At 60.5% G+C, this 22,808-nt stretch carries 21 protein-coding genes; 7 read left to right on the top strand and 14 right to left on the bottom strand.

The features are described from left to right. Positions 1-122: 122 nt before the first annotated feature. The 5 genes from N2604_RS11355 to bfr form a co-directional block, all read right to left on the bottom strand. Positions 123-752, bottom strand: coding sequence for an FMN-dependent NADH-azoreductase (locus N2604_RS11355; RefSeq protein WP_260374765.1), 630 nt, complete (start codon positions 750-752; stop codon positions 123-125). 80 nt (positions 753-832) lie between these two features. After that, positions 833-1,378, bottom strand: a complete 546-nt coding sequence (locus N2604_RS11350) for a carboxymuconolactone decarboxylase family protein (RefSeq protein ID WP_260374764.1) — start codon at positions 1,376-1,378, stop codon at positions 833-835. Positions 1,379-1,413: 35 nt separating this feature from the next. Beyond that, complete coding sequence (locus N2604_RS11345) at positions 1,414-2,100, bottom strand: nitroreductase family protein (RefSeq protein ID WP_260374763.1); 687 nt, start codon at positions 2,098-2,100, stop codon at positions 1,414-1,416. 102 nt (positions 2,101-2,202) lie between these two features. Continuing rightward, positions 2,203-3,171 carry an AraC family transcriptional regulator gene (locus N2604_RS11340; protein WP_260374762.1) on the bottom strand — a complete coding sequence of 323 codons (969 nt, stop codon included), beginning with the start codon at positions 3,169-3,171 and terminating at the stop codon, positions 2,203-2,205. Positions 3,172-3,546: 375 nt separating this feature from the next. Then, entirely contained in the window at positions 3,547-4,035 is a 489-nt protein-coding gene (gene bfr, locus N2604_RS11335; protein WP_260374761.1) for a bacterioferritin, read from the bottom strand. A gap of 895 nt (positions 4,036-4,930) precedes the next feature. Here bfr and N2604_RS11325 point away from each other — a divergent pair. The 5 genes from N2604_RS11325 (at position 4,931) to N2604_RS11305 (ending at position 9,096) form a co-directional block, all read left to right on the top strand. Then, positions 4,931-5,266 carry a hypothetical protein gene (locus N2604_RS11325; RefSeq protein ID WP_260374760.1) on the top strand — a complete coding sequence of 112 codons (336 nt, stop codon included), beginning with the start codon at positions 4,931-4,933 and terminating at the stop codon, positions 5,264-5,266. Positions 5,267-5,382: 116 nt separating this feature from the next. Next, positions 5,383-6,615: an MFS transporter gene (locus N2604_RS11320; RefSeq protein ID WP_260374759.1), complete on the top strand. Its 1,233-nt coding sequence runs from the start codon at positions 5,383-5,385 to the stop codon at positions 6,613-6,615. Between the two features lie 99 nt (positions 6,616-6,714). After that, on the top strand, positions 6,715-7,632 hold the full coding sequence (locus N2604_RS11315) for an NADP-dependent oxidoreductase (RefSeq protein WP_260374758.1): 918 nt from the start codon (positions 6,715-6,717) through the stop codon (positions 7,630-7,632). A gap of 265 nt (positions 7,633-7,897) precedes the next feature. Further along, positions 7,898-8,593, top strand: a complete 696-nt coding sequence (locus N2604_RS11310) for a glutathione S-transferase N-terminal domain-containing protein (protein WP_260374757.1) — start codon at positions 7,898-7,900, stop codon at positions 8,591-8,593. A 32-nt stretch (positions 8,594-8,625) separates the two neighbouring features. Continuing rightward, positions 8,626-9,096 (top strand): pyridoxamine 5'-phosphate oxidase family protein, encoded by a 471-nt coding sequence (locus N2604_RS11305; protein WP_260374756.1) that lies wholly within the window; start codon positions 8,626-8,628, stop codon positions 9,094-9,096. A gap of 789 nt (positions 9,097-9,885) precedes the next feature. On the opposite strand, the gene N2604_RS11300 is transcribed toward N2604_RS11305, so the two are convergent. From N2604_RS11300 to N2604_RS11285, 4 genes are all read right to left on the bottom strand, one after another. Further along, on the bottom strand, positions 9,886-10,095 hold the full coding sequence (locus tag N2604_RS11300; protein WP_260374755.1) for a hypothetical protein: 210 nt from the start codon (positions 10,093-10,095) through the stop codon (positions 9,886-9,888). Further along, on the bottom strand, positions 10,092-10,280 hold the full coding sequence (locus N2604_RS11295; RefSeq protein ID WP_260374754.1) for a hypothetical protein: 189 nt from the start codon (positions 10,278-10,280) through the stop codon (positions 10,092-10,094). Before N2604_RS11295 ends, N2604_RS11300 begins: the two co-directional genes overlap by 4 nt. Positions 10,281-10,429: 149 nt before the next feature. Further along, positions 10,430-11,665: an ATP-dependent Clp protease ATP-binding subunit ClpX gene (clpX, locus tag N2604_RS11290; protein ID WP_260374753.1), complete on the bottom strand. Its 1,236-nt coding sequence runs from the start codon at positions 11,663-11,665 to the stop codon at positions 10,430-10,432. Positions 11,666-11,709: 44 nt separating this feature from the next. Next, on the bottom strand, positions 11,710-12,066 hold the full coding sequence (locus N2604_RS11285; protein WP_260374752.1) for a hypothetical protein: 357 nt from the start codon (positions 12,064-12,066) through the stop codon (positions 11,710-11,712). 1,084 nt (positions 12,067-13,150) lie between these two features. Here N2604_RS11285 and N2604_RS11280 point away from each other — a divergent pair. Then, positions 13,151-14,176 (top strand): LysR family transcriptional regulator, encoded by a 1,026-nt coding sequence (locus N2604_RS11280; RefSeq protein ID WP_260374751.1) that lies wholly within the window; start codon positions 13,151-13,153, stop codon positions 14,174-14,176. Positions 14,177-14,422: 246 nt separating this feature from the next. On the opposite strand, the gene N2604_RS11275 is transcribed toward N2604_RS11280, so the two are convergent. Further along, entirely contained in the window at positions 14,423-15,376 is a 954-nt protein-coding gene (locus N2604_RS11275; protein ID WP_212505291.1) for an AraC family transcriptional regulator, read from the bottom strand. A 1,092-nt stretch (positions 15,377-16,468) separates the two neighbouring features. Between N2604_RS11275 and N2604_RS11270 the strand changes: the two genes are divergently transcribed. Further along, positions 16,469-16,846, top strand: coding sequence for a cytochrome c family protein (locus N2604_RS11270; protein WP_128935382.1), 378 nt, complete (start codon positions 16,469-16,471; stop codon positions 16,844-16,846). Here N2604_RS11270 and N2604_RS11265 read toward each other — a convergent pair. The 4 genes from N2604_RS11265 to N2604_RS11250 all read right to left on the bottom strand — a co-directional run bounded on the left by N2604_RS11265 (position 16,825) and on the right by N2604_RS11250 (position 22,704). Beyond that, on the bottom strand, positions 16,825-17,334 hold the full coding sequence (locus tag N2604_RS11265; RefSeq protein ID WP_260374750.1) for a (2Fe-2S)-binding protein: 510 nt from the start codon (positions 17,332-17,334) through the stop codon (positions 16,825-16,827). The two genes, N2604_RS11270 and N2604_RS11265, sit on opposite strands and share 22 nt — an antisense overlap. Positions 17,335-17,423: 89 nt before the next feature. Continuing rightward, complete coding sequence (locus N2604_RS11260; protein WP_128935383.1) at positions 17,424-18,341, bottom strand: NADP-dependent oxidoreductase; 918 nt, start codon at positions 18,339-18,341, stop codon at positions 17,424-17,426. Between the two features lie 71 nt (positions 18,342-18,412). After that, positions 18,413-21,586 (bottom strand): efflux RND transporter permease subunit, encoded by a 3,174-nt coding sequence (locus N2604_RS11255; protein WP_260374749.1) that lies wholly within the window; start codon positions 21,584-21,586, stop codon positions 18,413-18,415. After that, a complete protein-coding gene (locus tag N2604_RS11250; RefSeq protein WP_260376209.1) occupies positions 21,583-22,704 on the bottom strand; it encodes an efflux RND transporter periplasmic adaptor subunit in 1,122 nt (373 codons plus the stop codon). The genes N2604_RS11255 and N2604_RS11250 overlap by 4 nt, the downstream gene beginning before the upstream one ends. Positions 22,705-22,808 lie beyond the last annotated feature (104 nt).

The following is a 22,808-nucleotide window of genomic DNA, read 5'->3' as shown; positions in this document are numbered from 1 at the left end:
CGCAGGGAGCCGGAGGTTAAGCGGGCGCTTGTCAAGGCTTGCCATGGGCCCTCAGGTGCGACTTTGTCCAGAGCACGGAGAGCATTGCGATACGGTCTGGCGATCCTCGAGAGCACGGCTGATCAAGCAGCTACGTCTCGAAGCTCTCGCACGACTGTCAAATCGATAGCGTCAATTACCTTCTCGCTCGCTAGCGGAGCTTGGCCCTCTTCAATAAATGCGGTGGCCTGCAGCGGAAGGAATTGCAGCGTCTTCAGCCCAATAGAGTTCAGTGCCAGCGTCAGATAGGGCGTGAGAAAATCAGGCTGATTTGCTCGGTCTCCGGTGAAGACGCCGCCGGAAGCGACGCCGATAAAAACCGGACGATCCGGCAGCACTCCCACCTTCCCGGCGGGCGTTGACTCCATCGTGCGGCCAACGCGCAGGACCTGGTCGATCCACGCTTTGAGAACCGAAGGGATAGTGAAGTTGTGCATCGGCGTTCCAATGACAATCACATCGGCCGCCTCGACTTCCCGGATGAGCGTTTCGGCAAAGTCCAGAGCGCCGTTCAACGGTGCCGCAAGTGTGGCCGGCGATGACAGCGTATCCGCGTAGTCCGCCGTGGCGTGAGGCAGAGGATCAGCTCCAAGATCGCGCCGCCTGATGCTCGCATCCGGCGCAACTTGAAGAAGCTTTTTGACGATCGCGGCCGAAACCTCACGGCTATGCGATTTCGGGCGAGGACTGCTATCAATGTGGAGGATATTCATGCGACCGATCCAAATGGCTAGGAAGCTCTTGCATCAACCGCCTCCAAGCTCCTTGGAGGCGGTTGATACCACTGGCAGGCTCAGATCGAGCCGGCCGGTGCGACTGCGGGGAAGTCCTTGTCGGGATTGAACACGTTGTTGAAGAAGTTCGTCAGCGAGTACATGGCCACAAGCGCGACGATCTCCATGATGTTCGCGTCCGTGTAGCCCGCATCGCGGACGGCTTGCAGATCGGCGTCTGTGACGTGGCCACGGGCCTCGATGATCTTGCGTGCAAGCTGGACGGCGGCATCCCGCTTTGGATCCCTGGCATGACCCTTTCGGGCGAGAACAATGTCTTCGGCCGGCAGCTTGGCCATATGCTCCGCCGTGAAGCTGTGCACCGTCAGGCAGTAATCGCAGCCGTTCACTTCGGAGACGGCAAGGCCGATGCTGTCGCGCGTCTTGACGTCGAGCGCCTTGCTCAAGGAGCCGAGCAGAGCGGCCCACGCGTTGAACGCGATCGGGCTTTGCGCGAAGGTCGCCATCATGTTTGGCGTGAACCCGATGTTCTTGGTGAACATATCGAGGGTCGGTTTCGAATCGGCCGGCACGTGTTCCGGCCTCAGAGCGGCAGCTCTGGCCATGGTATTTCTCCTTGGATGATTGATTTCAGGGTTGGTTAGGCTAAGTGCAGCACATCGGCCACAGGTAGGCGCGGCTTCTGCGGCCAATTGCCGGGCCGCTCCGGTCCGACGGTCAGCAGCATCACTGGGACTTCATCTTCGGCCAGGCTGAACTCACTGTGTACGGCCTCTGCATCGAAGCCGATCATCGGTGTCGAGCCCAGTCCGAGCGAGCGGGCCGCATAGATGATAGCTGCCGCGCCGAAGCTCGCGGAGCGCACGGCCTCGTCGCGCTGGCGCTGCGGATGATTGTCGTAGAGGCCGTGAGCAGGCCCCTCCCATTCCGGCACCAGATGTGCGGGCATGATTCCGGCTTCCACGACCGGGGCCAGGCGATCAGGGACGGTGCTGGCATCAGCCAATTGGCCGATGATGATGAAGGTAACGGCCGCTTCGGTGATTGCGGGCTGATTCCAGGCGATCGGAAGCAGCCGCGCCTTCGCTTCGCTTGAGCGCACGGCGATGAAGCGCCAGTTCTGCAGATGGAAGGATGTCGGCGCTGAAGTCCCGATCCGCACGAGGTCGCGGATCTGATCGTCGCTGAGGACGGCCGTCGAGTCGTAATACTTCGCAGCACTGCGGCTCAGAATAGTTTCGATCACGGCGTTTGTCGGCAGCGGCTGCCCAAGCGAACGGCAGGGCTCCGGATCGGCAGCGGCAACAGTTGCAGCGGCTTGGTTCATTGGGTTGCTCCGTTATCAAGTGAACGGAGCCCAATTTACCGTTGGGTACGATCGTTTCGAGCCTCTATTGGCTCAAATTGGTGCTCAAAAGGATCACTCTGGCTAGGGTTCGGACTCATCGCCGTTGTGCGCCAGTCGGCGCCATTCCCCCGGTGTCATCCCCATCCTCTCCGCAAACACACGCCGGAATGCCGAAACCGATTGATACCCGACCATCTCAGCCACAGCTTCCGTGCTGATTCTTGGCTTCTTGAGCTCGTTGGCCGCCATGCTCATGCGAAGATCGGTCAACAGGTCGAGGGCGGAGCGGCCTAACTTGTCCTGAAATTGGCGCATGAATGTTGCGCGTGACATGCCGCATAGATCGGCGAGGTCGGGAAGCTTCCAGGGTCGCGCCGGATCAGCGAACATCGCAGCAATGGCCGCTGCCAATCTCGGATTGCCAGCAAGGGCCAATAAGCCTTCGGTGGATTTGCCGGCTTCGCTCGCGGCGCGGAGAACCAGAGTGAACAAGACCGAAGAAAGCGCGTTCAGAATGGCGCGCCCTCCCGCTCTATCCTCAGCGGACTCCATTCGCATTAGGCTGACCAGTCCGGAAAGTTGACTCGATGCCGACGCGATGTCCTCTTCCCCGTGGTTTTTCAGAGCCCGCAGGACCAGATTTGCTGGCAGGTAGTTGCGGACTAATCGATCATGGGGTGGCACGACGAAAAATCGTCCGCACAGCAGATCTAGTTGCTCACCCCGTCCATTGTTCTCGCTCAACATCCATCCTGCGGAGCCCCTGCTTTCATGCGTGCGGACCGGCGTCTTGCCGCTGCCGTCGTGCAGCACATGCGCCGAACCGTGAGGGAGCAGCACGATATCTCCGCTGCCAAGCTCCTGCACCGTTCTCGCATCCGGGTCCTCGAAAATGGCACGGCCCTTGACGATGACATGATAGGGGATCTCGTTCGCCGCCGCCCTGGGCCAGATAATCCGCCACGGTGCGCCATAGGCGCAGCGGACCTCGAGTTGACCGGTCACGGTGATGATCTGCAGGAGATGACTCAACCAGTCGACTTCAGACATAAGACCTCGAGAACCTGAATTGCCACGCAGCATATCGTATTGCGCCGAGCGCGCTTCTGATTTCTACGGCCCGGAGGTCAGCTCGTATTTCCCACGTATGTGTTCCTGATCTCCTCCTGGCTCCCAAGGCAGCAAAGACGTGAGCGGGAGAAGGAAGCCATGAAATTGAATGGCTTCAATTCTGACGAGAGGATGGACAGAATACCTCGGGCCATTCGTCGTACGGACCCGGTCGGCAATCAGAATCATTGAAAACCGGACATTTGCCAGTGGCGAAACCACGGCCCTCCATGCACCGGCATCCGCGGCGCTGGAACGTCGTGGTCGCAAAGCGCATGGTTGCCTGCGATCGATTGCCGTAGACGGCGCAACAATTCAGTGCTCTTCGTTCTTGAGCCCGCCGACATGCTTCTGGGTGTAGAACTCGAGGCCGATGCGGCCGATTAGATCGAGCTGGGTTTCGAGGAAGTCGATGTGATGTTCCTCATCGCTCATCAGCTTCTCGAAGAGGTCGCGCGTAACGTAGTCCTTTACGCTGTGGCAATAGGTCGCCGCTTCCTCGTATAGGGCACGCGCGCTCATCTCCGCGGCGAGATCGCACTCGATAATCTCCTTGACGTTCTGGCCGATGCGCAGGGGATCGAGCACCTGCATGTTTGGGAAACCATCGAAGAAGATGATGCGGTCGGTGAGCTTGTCAGCGTGCTCCATCTCCTCGATGGACTCCTTGCGCCAGACCTTAGCCATCTCTAGGAGACCCCAATTATTCAGGAAGCGGTAGTGCAGCCAGTACTGATTAATTGCCGTGAGCTCGTGACGCAGTGCCTTGTTGAGATACTCGATGACTTTCGGGTCGCCCTGCATGATGAACTCCAAGACTTGAGGCTCGTTCTTGACCCTTGCAAGTTTAGAACGATTCTGACGATGAACAAGCAGACAGGCATTCTCTGGTCGTGAAACCGAGAGGCGCCTGTCCAGCAAATCAAGGGAACCTAGGCTATTTTCGACGCGAGTTTGGACTCATTCATCCTTGTCCCACCATGCGGGCAGCAAGTCTGACAGGCTAGTGCACGCTCCCTGTACGCCTCGTCGATAATCGTCCTCATGGTGTGCGCGCAGCGGCCGCATTCGGTGCAACCGGGGTGCCATAGATCTGCTTGGCATTGCGCAGCGCGGCGTCAGCCGTGTTCACCGCGTGGCGAACATCTCTGTCGCTGAGGAAATTACAGGAGCAGATGATCATGAAACTCGAAGGAAGTCCCTCAGTGATACGGCGTCACCGATAGGAGACGAAGCCAGTGCGCGTCGGAGGCTCCAAACAAGGAGGAGATGGTTGCGTGTGGACCGCCATGGGAAATCAGCCTTGACCTTTGATTTTTGGAGGTCAGCAAAAATTCTGCTTGGTCAATCGGGGGCGACCGGTAGCTGCAGATCGGACGGAGGACACAGAAGGCTTTCCGTTAACGTAGATCACACAGCCGCGGCTAAGCAACTGGCCTTGATCTAAGAACGGGATTGAGGACTGTCGCCGCACAATTCCCCCCGCTATGGAAACCATAAGTACTGGCTATTGGAAACTTTCGAGCCGCGCTGCGACCTTGACAGCCACTCAGTCGAATAACGACCAGGACAACCGTTTCAGCCAACACGAGCAGGAGACCCCTGATGTCCGGACCCAATCCGCTCGCTTCCAAACCCGAAAACATTCTGACGTCGCTGCTCGAGCGTTTTCACTCCGAAGGTCAGCGCGATGATCCCAATGTATGACCCAAAGCCCGTCTTCATCACGAGTGACGGACGAACTACTACCACCGAAATCGCCGCTCGACTCGAGTGCGATCTCAAGTACGGTTTGCCGCTCAAGGCCAGCGCGCGTCATGTGTACGTTGCCGGCGATTTCGCCCTGATCGGGCTGGATCGGTCAATTGATGGCAAAGGTCTAAGTCGCAAATACGTTGAAGGCTCAGCGAGCGGCGTCGTACGCCGCGCGGATCGACGATGGCAGTACCTGATCGACAATAACCAAAGGACGGATGTGGCAGCTCTCAGCGATGGGGCCACTCGTCAGCTTGGCACCAATATCACCGCCACCTAGTGAAGCAAACCAACCGGAGAACTCGGACCTGCTTGCCCGATTTGTTTGGAAGACGATCGATTCGCTACTCGATGCAAAACTTGCCACCAGTGATCAGCCAGTCTCACAGGAGCAGAATGCTCCCGCTGGCATTTTTATCAGCGGTAGTTTCCTTGGTGGTCTCATTCGCCGCTGCGGCCGCTCCGATCCCCCTTTACAATACCTACCGGACAGAAGACGGGTTCACTAACGCCGGTATTTCGATGGCCGTCGTCGCGTACGCCGTCGGCACCATATCCGCACTGTTGGTCCTGGGACGGCTGTCCAATCATCTGGGCCGCCGGGTCACTGCGATCACTAGCCTCGGTCTTCTCCTGCTGGGGTGTCTGCTGTTGCTGAATGTGCACGACATCGACACTCTGCTGGCCGGTCGGCTCCTCGTGGGCCTCGGCACCGGGTTGGCTGGCAGCACTCTGACCTCCTACATCGTCGATGCGGCACCCAGCAGACCGGAATGGTTGGCGTCCGTTGTCACTAGCCAAGGACCGATGCTCGGCGTCGCTATCGGCGCCATAGCATCCGGCGCGCTTGTTGAGTTCGGCCCCTGGCCGCGCGAACTCATCTATCTCGTCTGCGTTTGCTTCCTATTACTGTCTGTTGCACTCGTCGCAATCAGTCCGGAAACAGCAACTCCGACTCCGGGCGCTTGGCGATCGCTGTTACCCCAGGTCAGCGTACCGGCGCGGGTCAGGCATCTGCTCCCTGTCGCGGCGGCGGTGTTTCTGGCTACTTGGGCCAGCGGGGGCTTCTACCAAGCGTTCATGCCTGCGCTTGTACAAGATGAACTCCACACCCGCAGCCCGTTGATCCTCGGACTAGTGTTCGCTGCCTATATGACCCCCAGCGTTCTCGGCGCTCCCATTGCTGGCTGGTTCACATCCGCGGTAGCCCAACGCGTCGGTATGATCACCTTCGTGGCCGGAATGATCGGCATCAGCACTGCAATCTTAGCCGGCGCACTGGCGTTGTTCATCACCGCGACCATGGTTGCCGGTGCCGGCCAGGGCATCGCTATCAGCGCCGCCACACGCGGCTTGCTGCACGGGAGCACGCTCGCCGAACGGGCACCAATCTTCAGCGCGATCTACCTTCTCTGCTACAGCGGCGCCGCCTTCCCGAGCCTCATCTCCGGGCAACTTTCCAGCCTGTTCTCGCTTCCGCAGATCACGCTCGGATACGGCGGACTTGCCGTCGTCGCCACCCTATTCACCCTTCTCGGTGCGCGCAATCCGCACATCGACAGGACCGGGAAGAGCCCGTCCGACGGCTCGACCGCTAGCGGTTCACCAGTACAGGGAACAGTGTCATGAGAATCGTCGCTATTCTGGGCGCCGCTTATCCGGATTGAAGCGCAGATTATCGCCGCAACATACCCAGCAATGAGACAAATGACAGAGGAGATCATTCCCATGAAAGCGATCGTTGTGACGGACCAGGCTGCGGGAACGGCGGGGATGAAGCTGGTGGAGCGACCCGAGCCGCAGGCAGCGATAAATGACGTCGTCGTTCAGGTTCATGCGTCTGGATTCACCTCGGGCGAGCTGACGTGGCCTTCGACCTGGACCGATCGTCTCGACCGTGACCGGTCGCCAACGATTCCCGGCCAGGAGCTGGCAGGTATTGTCACCGCTCTCGGCTATGGCACGACCGGACTGTCGGTAGGACAACGGGTGTTCGGTCTCTCGGACTCGTATCGCGGCGGCACTCTGGCCGAGTATGTGGCAGTGGAGGCACGCAATCTCGCACCGCTGCCAGGAGACGTCGAGTTCTCGGTGGGGGCGGCCGTGGCGATGCCGGGCCTGACTGCTTGGCAGGGACTGTTCGTGCACGGTCGCCTTCAGGCGGGGCAGAGCGTTCTCGTGCACGGCGCGGCCGGCGCGGTCGGCTCGATGGTGACACAGCTCGCACGAGAGGCCGGTGCCTACGTCATCGGCACGGGACGTGCCGCCGACCGTCAGAAAGCGATCGACTTCGGCGCGCAGGAGTTCGTCGACCTCGAGAACGACGATCTCAAAGGCGCCGGCGGTGTCCATCTGGTTTTCGACGTCATCGGGGGCGAGATCGGTAAGCGGTCCGCCGGCCTGGTTCGAACCGGAGGAACGTTGGTAACCATCGCCGGGCCGACCGAAGCGCGGCCCGCCGACGGCTTGGCGATCGACTTTGTTCTGGTGTCCGATCGCGCGCAACTGGGTGAGATCGTCCAGCGGGTACGGGACGGACGACTGCGTACAAACATCGGAAACATCGCGCCCCTTGATGAGGCTGTCGCCGCTTTCAATCCGACGCGACGGATCAGCGGGAAAACGATCATCCGAGTTCGTCCGTGAGGAAGCAGCGAAGGCGAGCGGTTCTCCCCTCCCATATGGATTGTCGGCGCTTTCCCCGCGGGCCTGTGCGTGGGGCAGGCAGTGCCCATCCATCCCGTCGTCTCTCAGCTGATTTCCAAGGTCGTGCCCGGATACCCATGCCATACCGCGGCCGTATCGTTGCCTGCTTTTTTGGATGCACCAGCGGGCAAGCTCGGCTCGCATCCTGGCGGAGAATTCGCCTTTGCCCCGGCCCGGCGCGGCCCGCTTATCTAGGAGGAAGCAAGTGACCGTCGATCATCCAATTTTTGCGCGCTGGCCGGCGCAGTATCCCGATCGGCTGCAACTCTTTTCCACTTCCACGCCCAACGGAGTGAAAGTCGGCATCATGCTTGAGGAAACGAGCCTTCCTTACGAGCCGCACCGGATCGACATCATGGCGAACGAAACCCACGACCCGGCGTTTCTCGCGCTCAACCCCAACGGAAAGATTCCCGCAATCTACGACCCTGATGGGCCTAGCGGAACACCGCTCGCGCTGTTCGAATCGGGCGCGATTCTCCTCTACCTTGCCGACAAGACCGGACAATTCATCTCGGCCGATCCAAACACCCGCTATGAAACGATCCAGTGGGTGATGTGGCAGATGGGCGGAGTGGGGCCGATGTTCGGCCAGGTCGGGTTCTTCAACAAATTCGCCGGTAAGGCCTATGAAGACAAGCGCCCGCGCGACCGCTACGCGACAGAATCAGCGCGGCTGCTCGGTGTCCTGGACCAACGGCTCGCGGGCCGGGACTGGGTGATGGGGACCGACTACAGCATCGCCGACATTTCGCTGCTCGGCTGGGTGCGCAATTTGATCGGCTTCTACGAAGCACGCGATCTCGTCGGCTTCAATCGCTTTCTTCACGTGCAGGCGTGGCTCACCCGTGGCCTCACGCGGCCGGCAGTGCAACGCGGGTTACAAGTGACAGCTGGCTAGAAGCGCTCGCGAAGAGCAAGGAGATGGTATCTATGATTGAAATCACTGCCGACATGGAGGCAATCATCAAACAAGCGATATTGTCGTTTGTGGCGACAGTCAACGAGGATGGAACGCCAAATCTTTCCCCGAAGGCGTCTTTGGCGGTGAGAAACGGCGTTCTATACTTCGCCGACATCGCCTCGCCTCGGACGATATTGAACTTGAAGCGCAATCCCGCTGTCGAAATTAACGTAGTCGACCTCTTCCAGAGGCGCGGCTACCGATTCAAGGGCCGTGCGTTGATACTGCCGCCAGAAGATGGCGAGTCCTTGATGATCGCCAACTGGGTTCGGGCGACGAATGGCCTAGAGTATCCTGTCGATCACGTAGTCAAGATCGAAACCACTTCAATCAGCCCGTTGCTATCTCCAGCCCATGTCTTCGCCCGCCCTCCTCGAAGTCAGGACGAAATCAGGAGTACCTACTATCAAAAGTACGGTGTGAAGCCCATCGAGGCATAAGTGCCGGCTCCGAAAAAAAGGCCGGTCGATACCCAGAGGTAGAAAACTCGCGAAGATCCGAACCATTATCTCGACCGCCGCGTAGCGCAGCCTTATCGATGGCCGCCCCACGTTGATGTGAGTTCAGGCGCGAGGCTGCTCGCTGTCTACTGCCTCGACACCAATGACAAGGCGCTTACCGCGCTCATCAAATAACCCCCTTAGGACTTAAGAGGAGCGAGGGTCTTTCGTCGTAGGCGGAAGCGGTCCATGCCATCGAATTTACCCGCGACGCCTCAACCGCGACGGTGGGAGCTTCCATGGGCGCGTTTACGAAGTTTGTTTTCTTTACTTTCTACTGGACGTGCCAGGAAGAGCCTGCAGCTCCTCGGTGGAGTATCGAAACAATGTGAACGTCCCGCGACCGTCGAAGGAAAGTAACCTGTGGAGATAGTGATCGGCGGCACAGGCATCATTAGCTCGAAGATCGTTCTACTCCAGGGGGCATGACATCGTCGCGGCGTCGTGTGCATCAATATCGTCACTGGAGATGGCCAAAGAGCCACGGCCGGCGCACAGGTGGTGATCGACGTCTGTCGCTGACGTGACCGGTTAGCTGCCGCCTACGGCGAATACTTCACTCCGATCAGAAAACTGATCATGACCGCCTTGGTCGAGCTCGGCCGCGCTTATCTCATCCCAGTCCTGGCGGATTTCCTCATGCCCGCCTGGACCCAAGCAAATTGACTCCTCGCTGATCGAGCGCGGAGTCGCGGAACCTATTTGAGGAGCAAAATCGGCCCGGGGACCCTAAGCGCCCCTGCCATCCTTTTTGCCGAGCACGCAGCGCCATGCCGCGAGGCGCTCGGTCGGATGCTGATTCATCCAGTCGGCAAGCTGCGGTGCCCCCATCAGGCAGGACTGCATCGAGATGTCAGCGAAGTTCGAGTTGGTGACGGTCTGCTCGTGGCAATTTGCTGGAGAAGAAAGGCTGCAGAGTACGGCGATGATCGCGATCATGATACGCCCCCATCGCCGCGATCGATGTCTGCGCCCACGCGCATGTGGCTTGAGCATGCATTGTCCGACTGGTCGCAGGCGAATTCAGACGGCGGGAAGACGCTGTCATAGATTGCTCGAGCTTCTCGAACAAGGCGAGCTCGCTCTCGCTCTGACTTTGGTGCAAATCGAATGATCTCACCCACGTTTCACTCCTATCATGGCACATTATCGTACAATTTAGCGATTTAGGTTCGTTGACGTCGATTTGGGCACCGGCGCAGTTAGCAAACGAGGGGGTAAGAACAAGTAACGGATCCGATGTTGTAGGCGTCGGTCGTTTGGCCCGGTCGAGTTAGTACGCTATAGCGCGGATTCCCACCGTGCGCCCCGACCGATCGGCGTAGATGTAGAGCGGACGCGCCGTTCCTTCCACGACTTCGCGGGAAATCACGATTTCTTCCACACCCTCCAGGCCCGGCAGGTCGAACATGGTCTCGAGCAGGATCGCCTCGAGGATCGAGCGCAGGCCCCGCGCGCCGGTCTTGCGCTCGATCGCCTTGCGGGCGACCGCGCCAAGCGCCTCGTCGGCGAAGGTCAGCTCGATGTTCTCCATCTCGAACAAGCGCTGGTACTGCTTCACCAGCGCGTTCTTCGGCTCGGTCAGGATCTTCTTCAGCGAGGTCTCGTCGAGGTCCTCGAGCGTCGCCACGACCGGCAGACGGCCGACGAACTCGGGAATGAGGCCGTACTTCAGGAGGTCCTCTGGCTCGACGTGACGGAAGATCTCACCGGTGCGGCGGTCTTCCGGCGCGAGCACCTGGGCGGCAAAACCGATCGAGGTGGACCGACCGCGCGCCGAGATGATCTTCTCGAGGCCGGCGAACGCGCCGCCGCAGATGAACAGGATGTTGCTGGTGTCCACCTGCAGGAACTCCTGCTGCGGATGCTTGCGGCCGCCCTGCGGCGGGACCGAAGCCACCGTGCCTTCCATGATCTTGAGCAGCGCCTGCTGGACGCCCTCACCCGACACGTCGCGCGTGATCGAGGGATTGTCCGACTTGCGGCTGATCTTGTCGATTTCGTCGATGTAGACGATGCCGCGCTGGGCGCGCTCGACATTGTAGTCGGCGGCCTGCAGCAGCTTCAGGATGATGTTCTCGACGTCCTCGCCGACATAGCCGGCTTCGGTCAGCGTCGTCGCATCGGCCATTGTGAACGGCACGTCCAGGATGCGGGCGAGCGTCTGTGCGAGCAGCGTCTTGCCCGAGCCGGTCGGACCGATCAGCAGGATGTTCGACTTCGCGAGCTCGACGTCGTTGTCCTTGGTCTGGTGGTTGAGGCGCTTGTAGTGGTTGTGCACCGCGACCGACAGGACCTTCTTCGCATGGCTCTGGCCGATAACGTAATCGTCCAGCACCTTGCAGATTTCCTTCGGCGTCGGAATGCCGTCGCGCGACTTGACCAGCGAGGACTTGTTCTCCTCGCGGATGACGTCCCTGCAGAGCTCGACGCACTCGTCGCAGATAAAGATCGTGGGACCTGCGACCAAATTGTGGAGTGTAGTGTTGGAGATTGAGTGAATTGCCATGGCGGTCTCAAACCATATCCAGATGGTTGTAAACGGGAATACGATCATCTGCGGCCCCGCGCCCATTGGTCATTGTCAGAGAACAGTGAGGGGCAACCGCCGCATTTCGGCGCCAACAGATCGTTGAAAATATTGATCACGGAATCGAGCGCAGTTAACACCCTCGCGCCGTCGACGCCGCCAGCAGCGGCTTGCCGCAGCATCGCGGACTGATAGAATGAGGCGAGGTAGACGCGGCAAGCCTCATCTTTGTCGGCCGCATTGGCGGGTTTGCTGTGCACCGTCGCCAAGGCCGCGCGAGCGGCGATAACATCCTTGTTTAAGTTGGACTCTCCGGCAGGCCCGGCATTAGTAGATGCAATGATCAGAGCCGAGGCGACGAGAACAGTGATTCTTCTCATGATCAGGCTCCAGAATGGCAGGTGTTGCGAGGGACTTACATTTCGGCCGGGCGATAACGCATCCAGGTCTTTCTTTGATCTCCGTTGCGCCAAGTTAAGGCGATTGTCACGAGCGGCTCAATTGAGCGCCGGTTGAGCTCGGGCACCCAAAAGGGCGTGGGACGACGATCCGAAGGTTTAATGCACTCGAACAAATCGTAGAGTTCGTCCGCTTCGAACCGGCGGACGCCACAATCCATGCGGGGATTTGCTTCGCAATCAGGCTCGCACCTTCACGCGAAACCGATTTTCGGCCCGTACACGATGAGCGGGCGATGCTAGGTTCTATATTTTCGATGAGGCCGGTTGAAAGACAACTACATTTCGTCTTGGAGTTGCCGGCCGACCGTCGCTGGGAGGACTGAGGCTCCCTTGCCGCGGGAAGAGGGCGCACTCGTCGATGAGGATCGGCTCGACGGAACTTTCGGATCAGATTCGTGACGCGGATTTTCGCCCTTGAGCTGCGGTCGCCGTGGTGAGTATGGCGGGCAAATCCCTCATTCTTGCTAAAATGAAGAAGGGTCAATCATACAGCTTCCGAGGGTACTGTGGCCCCTCCCGGACCACCTACGAGAGCACGGCACGCCCGAGACGCTCTCGGACCTCGCGCACCACTCGGTGATCGTCAGTCCGGCGCACTCATCGCCGACCTTCTCCTTAAAAGACGGCCGTATCACCTCCGAGCGCGTTGAGAGTCAGCTCGCGATCACCACCAGCGAAGGAGCCACAGCAAGCGCCGTCGCCGGGCTAGGGATTGCCGCGTCGGGCGAAATCAAGCGTGCGGGCAGAGCTGGAGACTGGGCAGCTCGTGCGGGTGCTGCCTGAATAGGAGTGCGCTTTTCGTGAGGGGTTTGCCGATTTCCTCGTCAGGGAGCTCCGCCCACCTCGCTGCGCTCTCAGAGCCTCCAGAAAGCGTGTCCGTGCGTCCAAACCAATAGACTGAGCCGTTCCAACGTGTGCATGCAAGTGGCATCCATATGCCGTCATTTCGGCGCCCCCCGTCACGGCGTCAAGTGCATAGACAGGAGCAAGTTATCGGAGACCCATGGAGCTTCATCAAGTTCGCTATTTCCTCGCGGTCGCGTCCACGCTTAACTTCACCCGCGCGGCCGAGCAGTGCAATGTAACACAGCCCGCTTTGACCAAGGGGATCCAGAAGCTGGAGCAGGCACTTGGGGGCTCGTTAATTTATCGTGAGCGCCAGCTGACGCAGCTCACCGACCTCGGGAAGGAGGTTCTTCCGATGCTGGCGCGCACACTGGCCTCGGTAGAAACGGCACGTCGCAGAGCTAAAGAATTTCAACGCAAGGAGATCGCGCCACTCAAGATCGGCCTCGCCCCCTCTATTTCGGCTTCGCTCATTGTCGATCTGATCACTGAGATTGCAAAGTTCGTCGCAGGACTTAATGTCGAGCTGCGCGAGGGCACGGCGGAGAAGCTCATCGACCTGCTGCTTGAGGGGGAGATCAGCGCCGCAATCGTCGGGGACGTGCAGGACATACCCGCCCGCATCGACGACTGGTTGCTCTTCGAAGAGCGCTACGTCGCGGTTCTGGCGCCGACACACCAGCTCGCAAATCGCCCCTCGATCGGAATTGACGACCTCCGCGAGACCGTCTTGCTGGAGCGCGTCGGATGCGACGTCGCCCCAAAGATTCAACGGTCGTATTTCCCCAAGGAACCGCCGCATCTGGGCCACTGCAGCGGTCACGACTTGCACCTCCAGTACCTGGCCGCCGCTGGCTTCGGCGTGGTACTCGCGCCCGAGCACATGCCATGCCTTCCGACGCTCAAGACTATTCCGCTCGAAGGCGACCCGATTTCGCGGGAGGTGCGGCTGCTGGCCGTGCAGGGGCGCCGCTACTCGCCGGCGCTGGACGCTTTTATCAAAGTCGCGCGGTTTCGAGACTGGTCGATCGAAGCCCCCCAGAAGGAAATGCCGCACGAAAGGCTCCCGGAGATGGCGAGCGCGCCCGCGCCGGCGAGCACGCAGAGGGCGAGCGGCTTCCAGCGCATCGATCTCAGGGCCCGAGGCCTTACGCGGTGCAAACGAGCTAAGACGCTCGCCTGAATCCGCACCGAGCCTCGACTGGATGCGCGATGCAGCCGTGGCGTCAACTCGTTGAAGGTCGGGATTCCGCAGAATTCGTTCTACGAGATGCCGGAGCCAGCTCCACGAGCAGCGCGCCGCCTGAGATGTCGACGCTTAGCTCGCGCCCCGACCCGAGAGGGCACTGAGTTGATCGAGCTCGGGTGTCATCACAAGGCCGCAATGAGCTCGCCGGCGGCGACGCCAACGCTCTTGCGGACGAAATTCTCACGCGGCATCGGATTGCTCGATCGCATCCTCAGTTGGAGCAGCCCTTGAGGACCGTGCGCTCTGCGCTTTGGAGCGGTATTCTGAAGGGTCGCTGCCGTAGTACCGACGAAAACTGCGCGTAAAGCTGCTCCGGCTCTGGTAGCCGACGTTTAGGGCGACCTGGTCGATCGATAGCGCGTTGGCTGAGAGCAGGTCAGCAGCGAGGCGCATCCTAAGGCGGCGCAGGAGAGACATGGGCGCCTCACCGAAGGCAGTTGAGAAGCGCGCCATGAAAGCTGAGCGGCTGAGACCGACGGCTTGGGATAGACTTTGTACGGTGTGCGGAAAGGAGGGGCGCGAGGCCATCTCGGCGAAAGCTCGTGCGATCGGCGGGTCGCTTAAGATCGCGAAGCGCTCGACCCACGCTTTCGTCGAGACTAGGCAACGTCGAAGCAGCGCGAGCAACACGAGCTTCAGCAGCGCCGCCGACATTGGCCCCACACCGACGTCCTGGGCCGCGAGCTCGGCTATTGCGCAGGCTATCACTTGGTCGAGTTGGTCATGTACGTCGAACGTCTCGACAATGGGCGTTGCAAGGGATGCGAACAAGTCCAGTGCTGGGCCGTAGGTGGCTCGAAACATGCCGCACGCAAGCACCAGTGTCGGCTCGCCATCGCCGATGGTGTGCCGGTACGTCGAGCCGGGCACGAAGAGGCAGTCGCCGCCCTTGCCGACCTTCCGTAGTGCGGTCGGGCGCTCCGTGGCGACAATTGTCATTGCTCGTCCAGGCGGGACTATCACCAGTGTATGCGGCGTCAGGCGGATGGGCGTTTCACCCTCCAGGAGAATGAACCCGACGCCTCGAAGACAGTAGTGGATGGTGGTGGCATCCGCGCAGGCGACGGCCAGGTGAGCCCCCGTCGCAAGCACGCATTGCGATAGTCTGACGAAGGTGACGTCCAATGTGGTCATCAACTTGTCGAGGTCTTGTCGCGATATACGCCAGAATGGCTCACCTGCCACGTCCAAAACGCCTCTATGTTACTCAGGTTCATGAGCTCAGCGCGGGCGGCGAGAGGACGCATCTCGCAAGCAGCCAATCTCGCAACCGAGCGAAGGGTCCTTCCGTGCCTTAACTTGATCTGGGATTTTGATTGGTTCGGTCTTCGTTGCCTCCGACTAAACACGCAGGACAAATAGCCAGTTGCGGCTGACCCAGTAGTGGTGACAGCCGAATTAGATATATTCAGCTGTAACATGAATGAGCCCGCTGAGCGTCTCAACGACTTGGGAACTTTATGAATTCGCGTGAACGCACGCCGACGCGCGTCAGGAAGCCCCGAGCCGCCATCGCAACAGCTGGCTTCGTCACGGACCGATCGTACGCACGGGTGTCGGACCCGCAGGTCGTGATGTGACCGCGGACTGCTCGCCCCCCTAGCAACTCGTATGCGACGAATCGTAAGGCGGGCAGGATGGGCACGTTCCAGATCAAAAGCCGCGCGCAGGTGAATATTACCGCGGTTCAAGCCGCGCACTTGTCGCGATCTCGTCGTTTCGGTCGCGATCGTCACGCCGAAGTCAATCCGGGCCGATTTGGTGCTTCCCTACCTTTTTCCCCGCGACGCGCTGGAGCCGGATCCAGGCTCGAGCTGGAAGGAGTGCTCGCGCATGACGTTTCGAAGCAACCCAACGGGAAAGAGTGATCGCGAATTGCCCTTTTTGTGTCGTCCTACGCCACGCCTACAGGCCTCTTGGACGATATCTCACGCCTATCGAATGCATGTCCAAAAGGAATTTCTCATTTTGTCCCCTGTATCCGATCTTTCGGTGTGGCGGGCGGTCGAGCGCACGCGGCCGTCCCGTTAAGGACTGAAACTATCGCGCGATTCGCCGTGATGCGCGCGGCCAGCGAAGGATGCGCGATGAAAGTACCAATGTAGGGCCCGGCTGTAGCCGCGCGGATCTGGTCTGCTCGGCGCCACCCGCCCCGACTCGGAGACGATCTCAACGATTTCGCGCAGCCGCGCCACCTCTGATCCCGATAAAAAAAGGATGTTCGTAATGAACAGCGCAGGAACACTTCGTGCGATTCTCGCGGCGCTCTTGTTTGCGGGAGCCGCTGCCAATCCAGGCCACGCGCAGGACGCCGCGCACGGAAAGACCATCTTCCAAGCTTGCGCAACGTGCCACGCTACGGATCAGGCCAATCGTGTGGGGCCTGGCCTGGGAGGAATCGTCGGCAGAAAGGCGGGTACGGCTCCCGGGTTCCCCTACAGTGACGCGATGAAGAAGTCCGATATTGTCTGGGATACGAAGATCCTCGATGCGTATTTGGAATCGCCCCAGAAGGTAGTTCCCGGAAACAAGATGCCCTACGCAGGGCTGAAGAACCCGACGGACCGGGCTGACCTCGATGCCTATCTTGCGACGTTGAAGTAGCGGATCGTTGGGCGAGACCTTGGCAGGGCACGGCCCAGTTGAACGTCTAAGCATCTTTTTATTGCCGCCTCGTCTGCGCAGGCATCCGAATTGCCTGATCCCGTGTCTGATGAGCAAACGTGGAAAGAAAAATCCGGAACAAGCGGCCTGAGCCGCGCAGCCGCCGACATGATCTGGGCGGACTGACAGTAGGCGCACTGCGCCACCTCCAGCTCCAGCCATGCCTTCTGTAAGGCTGCACCCTGCGGCGCCTGGCCGATCGCCTCGATCGTGGTGACCGCGCTATCGCCAATGCTGTCGACCAGTGTTTGGCAGGAGCGGACCGGCTGGCCGTCGACATGCACGGTGCAGGCGCCGCACAGCGCCTGGCCGCAGCCAAACTTGGTCCCGGTCATACAGAGCACATCGCGGAGCACCCACAGCAGCGGGGTGTCGCCGTCGACATCGACCTCATTGGGTGTGCCGTTGATCTTTAACGTGAAAACCATGGATGCCTCGTGGTGGCTAGGGCTGATAAGACGCAGGCGGTCGACCCGGACCGCGCCGGCCGACTGCATGCATCAAGGGGCACGGGTCCCTACGGACGAACGCGGATGATAGTCTTCCCCTTGCGTCGCTCGGTCCGGTTGAAAGAAGCGACGGCATCGTCGAGGGTCGCGATGTTGCCAACGTTCGTCCGCAGTCGCCCGTCCCGTACGCGCTGGACGATCTCACGCAGTTGGGCCCGATCGGACTCGACGACGAAATCGACTGCCAAGCCGTTGGCGGGCCGTTCCTCGCTTGGCCCGACGATTGAAACAAGGGTTCCTCCGGCTCGAACCAGCCGCACCGACCGCTTTCCGATGTCGCCGCCGAAGACATCGAAAACCAGATCGATTTGGCCGACGTCTTCCAAAACATCGTTCTCGAGATCGACGAACTCCTGAGCGCCGAAGTCGAGCGCCTTCTGACGGTCGGCAGCGCGTCCGGTGCCGATGACATAGGCGCCGGCCTCTCGCGCGAGCTGGCTCACCATCGAACCGACTACGCCAGCCGCACCGTGCGCCAGGACGCTCTGCCCCGCCTGAAGGCGGCCGTGCTCGAACAGTCCCTGCCACGCGGTCAGGCCCGGCATCGGCAGGCTCGCGCCCACGGTGAAATCGACGTCGCCCGGGAGCGCCGCGAGGTTGCGCGCCTCGACCGCGACATACTCAGCCAGTGTTCCGTCGCGATACCAGTCCGTGAGGCCGAAAACCCGCTGTCCCACCGACAGCCCCGTCGTGCCATAGCCGAGCGCGGTGACCACTCCGGCCAACTCGTGCCCAGGGATCGACGGTGTTCGGTCATGATCGAAGCGATCGGTCCAGGTCGGTGGCCACGTCAGCTCATCCCACGTGAAACCCGAAGCACGAACCTGCACGACGACGTCGTTTATCGCTGCCTGTGGCTCGGGCTGCTCCACCAGCTTCATACCGGCCGTTCCCGCAGCCCGGTCCGTCACGATGATCGCCTTCATGGGAATTCTCTCCTCGGTAATTTGCCTCTTCGGCGGCGGCCGTTCTGGCTTCATCTCGGCGTAACCGCAACTCACTCCGCCGCGGCGGCCATCGCGTGGGTCGGCTTGCCCTCATCCGCTCCTTCCGCGAGGTTGCGCACGACCATGTAGAAGATCGGCGTGAAGATTAGGCCGAACAGCGTAACTCCGAGCATACCGAAGAACACGGCGACGCCGACGGCCTGGCGCATCTCCGATCCGGGTCCGGTGGAGACGACGAGCGGCAGCACGCCGAGGATGAAGGCGAACGAGGTCATCAGGATCGGCCGCAGTCGCAACCGGCAAGCCTCGATCACCGCCTCCAGGCGCGGTTTACCCTCAAGCTCGATGTCCCTCGCGAACTCGACGATCAGGATCGCGTTTTTGGCCGCAAGTCCCACCAGCACCACGAAGCCGATCTGGGTCAGGATGTTAATGTCCTCGCCCATGATGCGCACGCCGATGGTGGCCGCGAAGAGGCACATCGGCACGATCAGGATCACCGCGAGTGGTAGCGTCCAACTGCCGTACTGCGCCGCCAGCACCAGATAGACGAACAGCACACAGATCGGGAACACATAGAGACCGGCATTGCCACCCGTCACCTGTTGATAGGACAGATCGGTCCATTCGAAAGAAAACCCGCTCGGTAATGTTTTGTCGGCCAATAGCTTGATGGTGTTGAGCGCGGTCTTCGAGCTCACGCCTGGCGCCGGCTCGCCCTGCAGCTCGGATGCTGAGTAGAGATTGTAGCGCGCGACACGATCGGGCCCGGAGATATCCTTGAAGTCTACTACGCTCCCCAGCATAACCATGTCACCGGCCGCGTTGCGGGTACGCAGCCGCGCCAAATCAGAGGTCTCTCTTCGGAATGGCAGATCGGCCTGCGCGGTGACATGATAGGTGCGCCCAAACAGGTTGAAATCGTTGACATAGGTCGAACCGAAGTAGGTTTGGATCGTATCGTTAATGCTGGCGATGGGAACACCGAGCTTCTGCGCCCTCACGCGATCGATGTCGACGAATAGCTGCGGCGTATTCGCCGTGAACGGCGAGAACACCGACGTTAGGTTTGGCGACTTCCGCGCGGCGGCCACGAGTTCGTCCGTGGCAGCTCCGAGCAACTCGGGACCGCGCCCCTGTCGATCCTGGATGCGGATGGCGAAGCCGCCGCCGGTGCCGATGCCTGGCACCGCAGGCGGTGGGATGACGATGATGAAGGCGCCCTGGATCGCCGACAGCCGCTTTCGCAGATCCGCAGTGATCACGCTGGCAGTCAGGCCCTTCCTAACTCGCGCCTCGGGGTCGTCGAAGACGGGGAACAGTGCCGCGGCGTTGCCCGCCTGCGTGCGGGTCGCGCCGGAGAAGCCAGCAAACGCCGCGACACGGATGATCCCTGGCGTATCCAGCGCAATTCGCTCGATTTCCCGCACCACCGCGGTGGTCCGCACCAGCGACGCGGCGCCCGGCAATTGCACCGAGATGATCAGATAACCACGATCCTGCGCCGGGATGAAGCCCTGAGAAGTGGTGGCGAGCAGCCAGCCAGCACCGCCGATCAGCGCGAGGTAGATTGCCAGCATCACCACCGTGTGTCGGATCACGAAGGCGGTCGCGGCCGCGTAGCCATGCGCTAGGCGCTCGAAGATGCAATTGAAAAGCGCGGTGAAGCCGTCCCAACCCCGTGCAACGATGTTCCAGCGCGCCGTTGGACGTTTCTGCTCATGCGGAGTAAGAATTCGGGAGGCCAGTGCTGGCGACAGCGTTAGCGAACAGAAGCAAGAGATCGCGGTCGCGACCGCGATTGTGACGGCGAATTGCTGGAAGAATCGCCCGGAAATGCCGCCGAGGAACGCGGTCGGCACGAACACCGCGCAGAGCACGAGGGCGATCGAGACCAGCGCGCCGCCGACCTCCTCCATCGTCTTGAGAGCCGCCTCGCGCCGGCTCATACCTGCCTGGAGATGTCGCTCGACATTCTCCACAACCACGATGGCGTCGTCTACCACGATGCCGACCGCAAGTACGAGGCCGAATAGCGTAAGGTTATTGATGCCGAAGCCGAGCACCGCCATCGCTGCAAATGTGCCGACCAGCGACACCGGGATCGCAACAATTGGGATGATCGCAGGCCGCCAACCTTGAAGGAACGCCAGCACCACGATGACCACGAGCGCCATCGCCTCGTAAATCGTCTTGATCAGCTCATGAACCGACTGGGCGATGAATTCGGTCGGATTGTAGCCGATATTGTAGTCGAGCCCCTTTGGGAAGCTCGTCTTGAGCTGCACCATCGTGTCGGAGATATGTTTCGCGGTGGCGAGCGCGTTCGATCCGGGCCGCTGCGTCACCACCATCGCAACGGCTGACTTTCGTAGTATGAAGCTGTTGGTAGTGTAGGCCAGCGCGCCAAGCTCGATCCGCGCAACGTCGCGCAGCCGTACGGTACGGCCGTCGGAACCAGCCTTCACCACGATGTCCTCGAATTGCCTGATATCCTTGAGGCGCCCAGTGAAGACCAGGTTCGGCTGGAATGCGCGATCCGCAATCGGTGGCTCTGCGATCTGGCCGCCCGCGATCTGCAGGTTTTGGGCCCGGACCGCGGCAATGACGTCGCTTGAGGTCATACCGAGATTGGCGATCCGGTCAGGATCGAGCCACAACCGCATCGAATAGTCGCGCGCGCCAAACATCTGGATGTCGCCAATGCCATCGAGCCGCAGAAGCTGGTCGCGCACCTGCAACAGCGTATAATTCGATATGTAGAGCTGGTCGAAGCTATCGTCGGGCGACAGCATGAACACGACCATCAGGATGTCGGGTGAGTTCTTACGGGTGACTACTCCGTTGCGCTGCACCTCCTCCGGCAGCCGCGGCTGCGCGATCGCGACGCGGTTCTGCACCAGCACTTGGGCCTTGTCGAGATCGGTGCCAAGCTTGAAAGTCACGGTTATCGTGAGCTGGCCGTTGGAGGTCGCCTGGCTGTACAAGTACAGCATGTCCTCGACCCCATTGATCTCCTGCTCGATGGGAGCTGCGACCGTATCGGACACAGTCTGTGCCGAGGCGCCGGGGTATTGCGTGGTGACCGTAACCGTAGGCGGCACTACCTGCGGATATTCAGAGACGGGCAGCGTCTGGTACGCGATCGCGCCCACAATCAAGAGCACGATCGACAGCACCATCGCCAGAATGGGCTGATTGACGGAAAGACGTCCGAGATTCATGACTTACTGCCGCTGATCTCGACGCTGCGCGGGCTCACCTTAGCGCCAACGCGTGCTCGCTGGAGGCCGTCGATGATGACACGATCCTCCGGCTTCAGGCCTGTGCGAACAACGCGCAGTCCCTGATCCAACGGACCGAGTTCAACCGCACGCGCTTCCACAGTGTTGTCATCCTTGACCACGAACACGATCTTGCGCGACTGATCGGTCGCGATCGCTACATCTGGCAAAAGAAGCGCCTCATAGGGCGAGGAGCCAATTAGCCGCACGCGGCCGAACTGGCCGGGCAGGATGGATAGATCGTGGTTCGGGATGATCGCGCGGCTGCGAAGCGTGCCGGTGGAGACGTCGAGCCGGTTGTCGATGAAATCCATATGGCCGTCGTGCGATGGTTTGGTCTCGCCGGTCAGCGCCACCTGCACTGGATTAGGCGTATCGCGTGAGCTCGGCCGCTTACCCTCGAACCACAGTTTGTTGTTCTTAAGATAGGTCGCCTCGTCAACGTCGAAATATACGTACATTGGGTCCATTGAAACAATCGTGGTAAGTAGCGTCGAGCCGCCGTTGTCGCTCCCCTGCACGAGGTTGCCGACGCTCACAAAATGGCGGCTGACGCGGCCGGTTATCGGTGCCACCACATGCGTGAATTCGACATTAAGCTGGGCGGCCTTTAGCGCGCCTTCGGCAATAGTCTCAGCGGCGTGAGCGGCCTCCAATGCCGCGCGACGCTGGTCGACGACTTGCTCGGAGACCGCACTGGTCTTTACGAGGGTGAGCCCGCGCTCAAGCTCGCGCTTGGCCAGCTCTGTCTTGGCGCGCGCATCGGCGAGCTGACCGTCCGCTTGGGTCGCCACCGCCTCGAACGGGCGAGGGTCGATGATGTAGAGCAGATCGCCGGCGTGCACCATGCCGCCGTCTTTGAACTCGATACTGGTGACAAAGCCACCGGCGCGGGCACGGACTTGCACCTCCTGGATCGCTTCGAACCTGCCGGTGAACTCGTCCCAGTCGGTGACAGTGCGTTTGACCGGTTGCGCCACCGTAACGGACGGCGGAGGCGCAACCACCTGCGATTGCGCCTTCTCGTTGCAGCCCACGAGCGTAAGCGCAAGTAGCATGCAGATCGATGCGCCAACGCATCTGCGAAAGCGACGAAACGGACGTCCGATGAACTGGATCGCCACAGCCATTCTTTCAGCTGCGCTCACTTCCGGCTCTCCCA

The sequence above is a fragment of the Bradyrhizobium sp. CB1015 genome (genome assembly GCF_025200925.1).
Lineage (GTDB): Bacteria > Pseudomonadota > Alphaproteobacteria > Rhizobiales > Xanthobacteraceae > Bradyrhizobium.
Note: the sequence above shows the minus strand (reverse complement) of the source record. Positions and strands in the feature narration are given on the sequence as shown.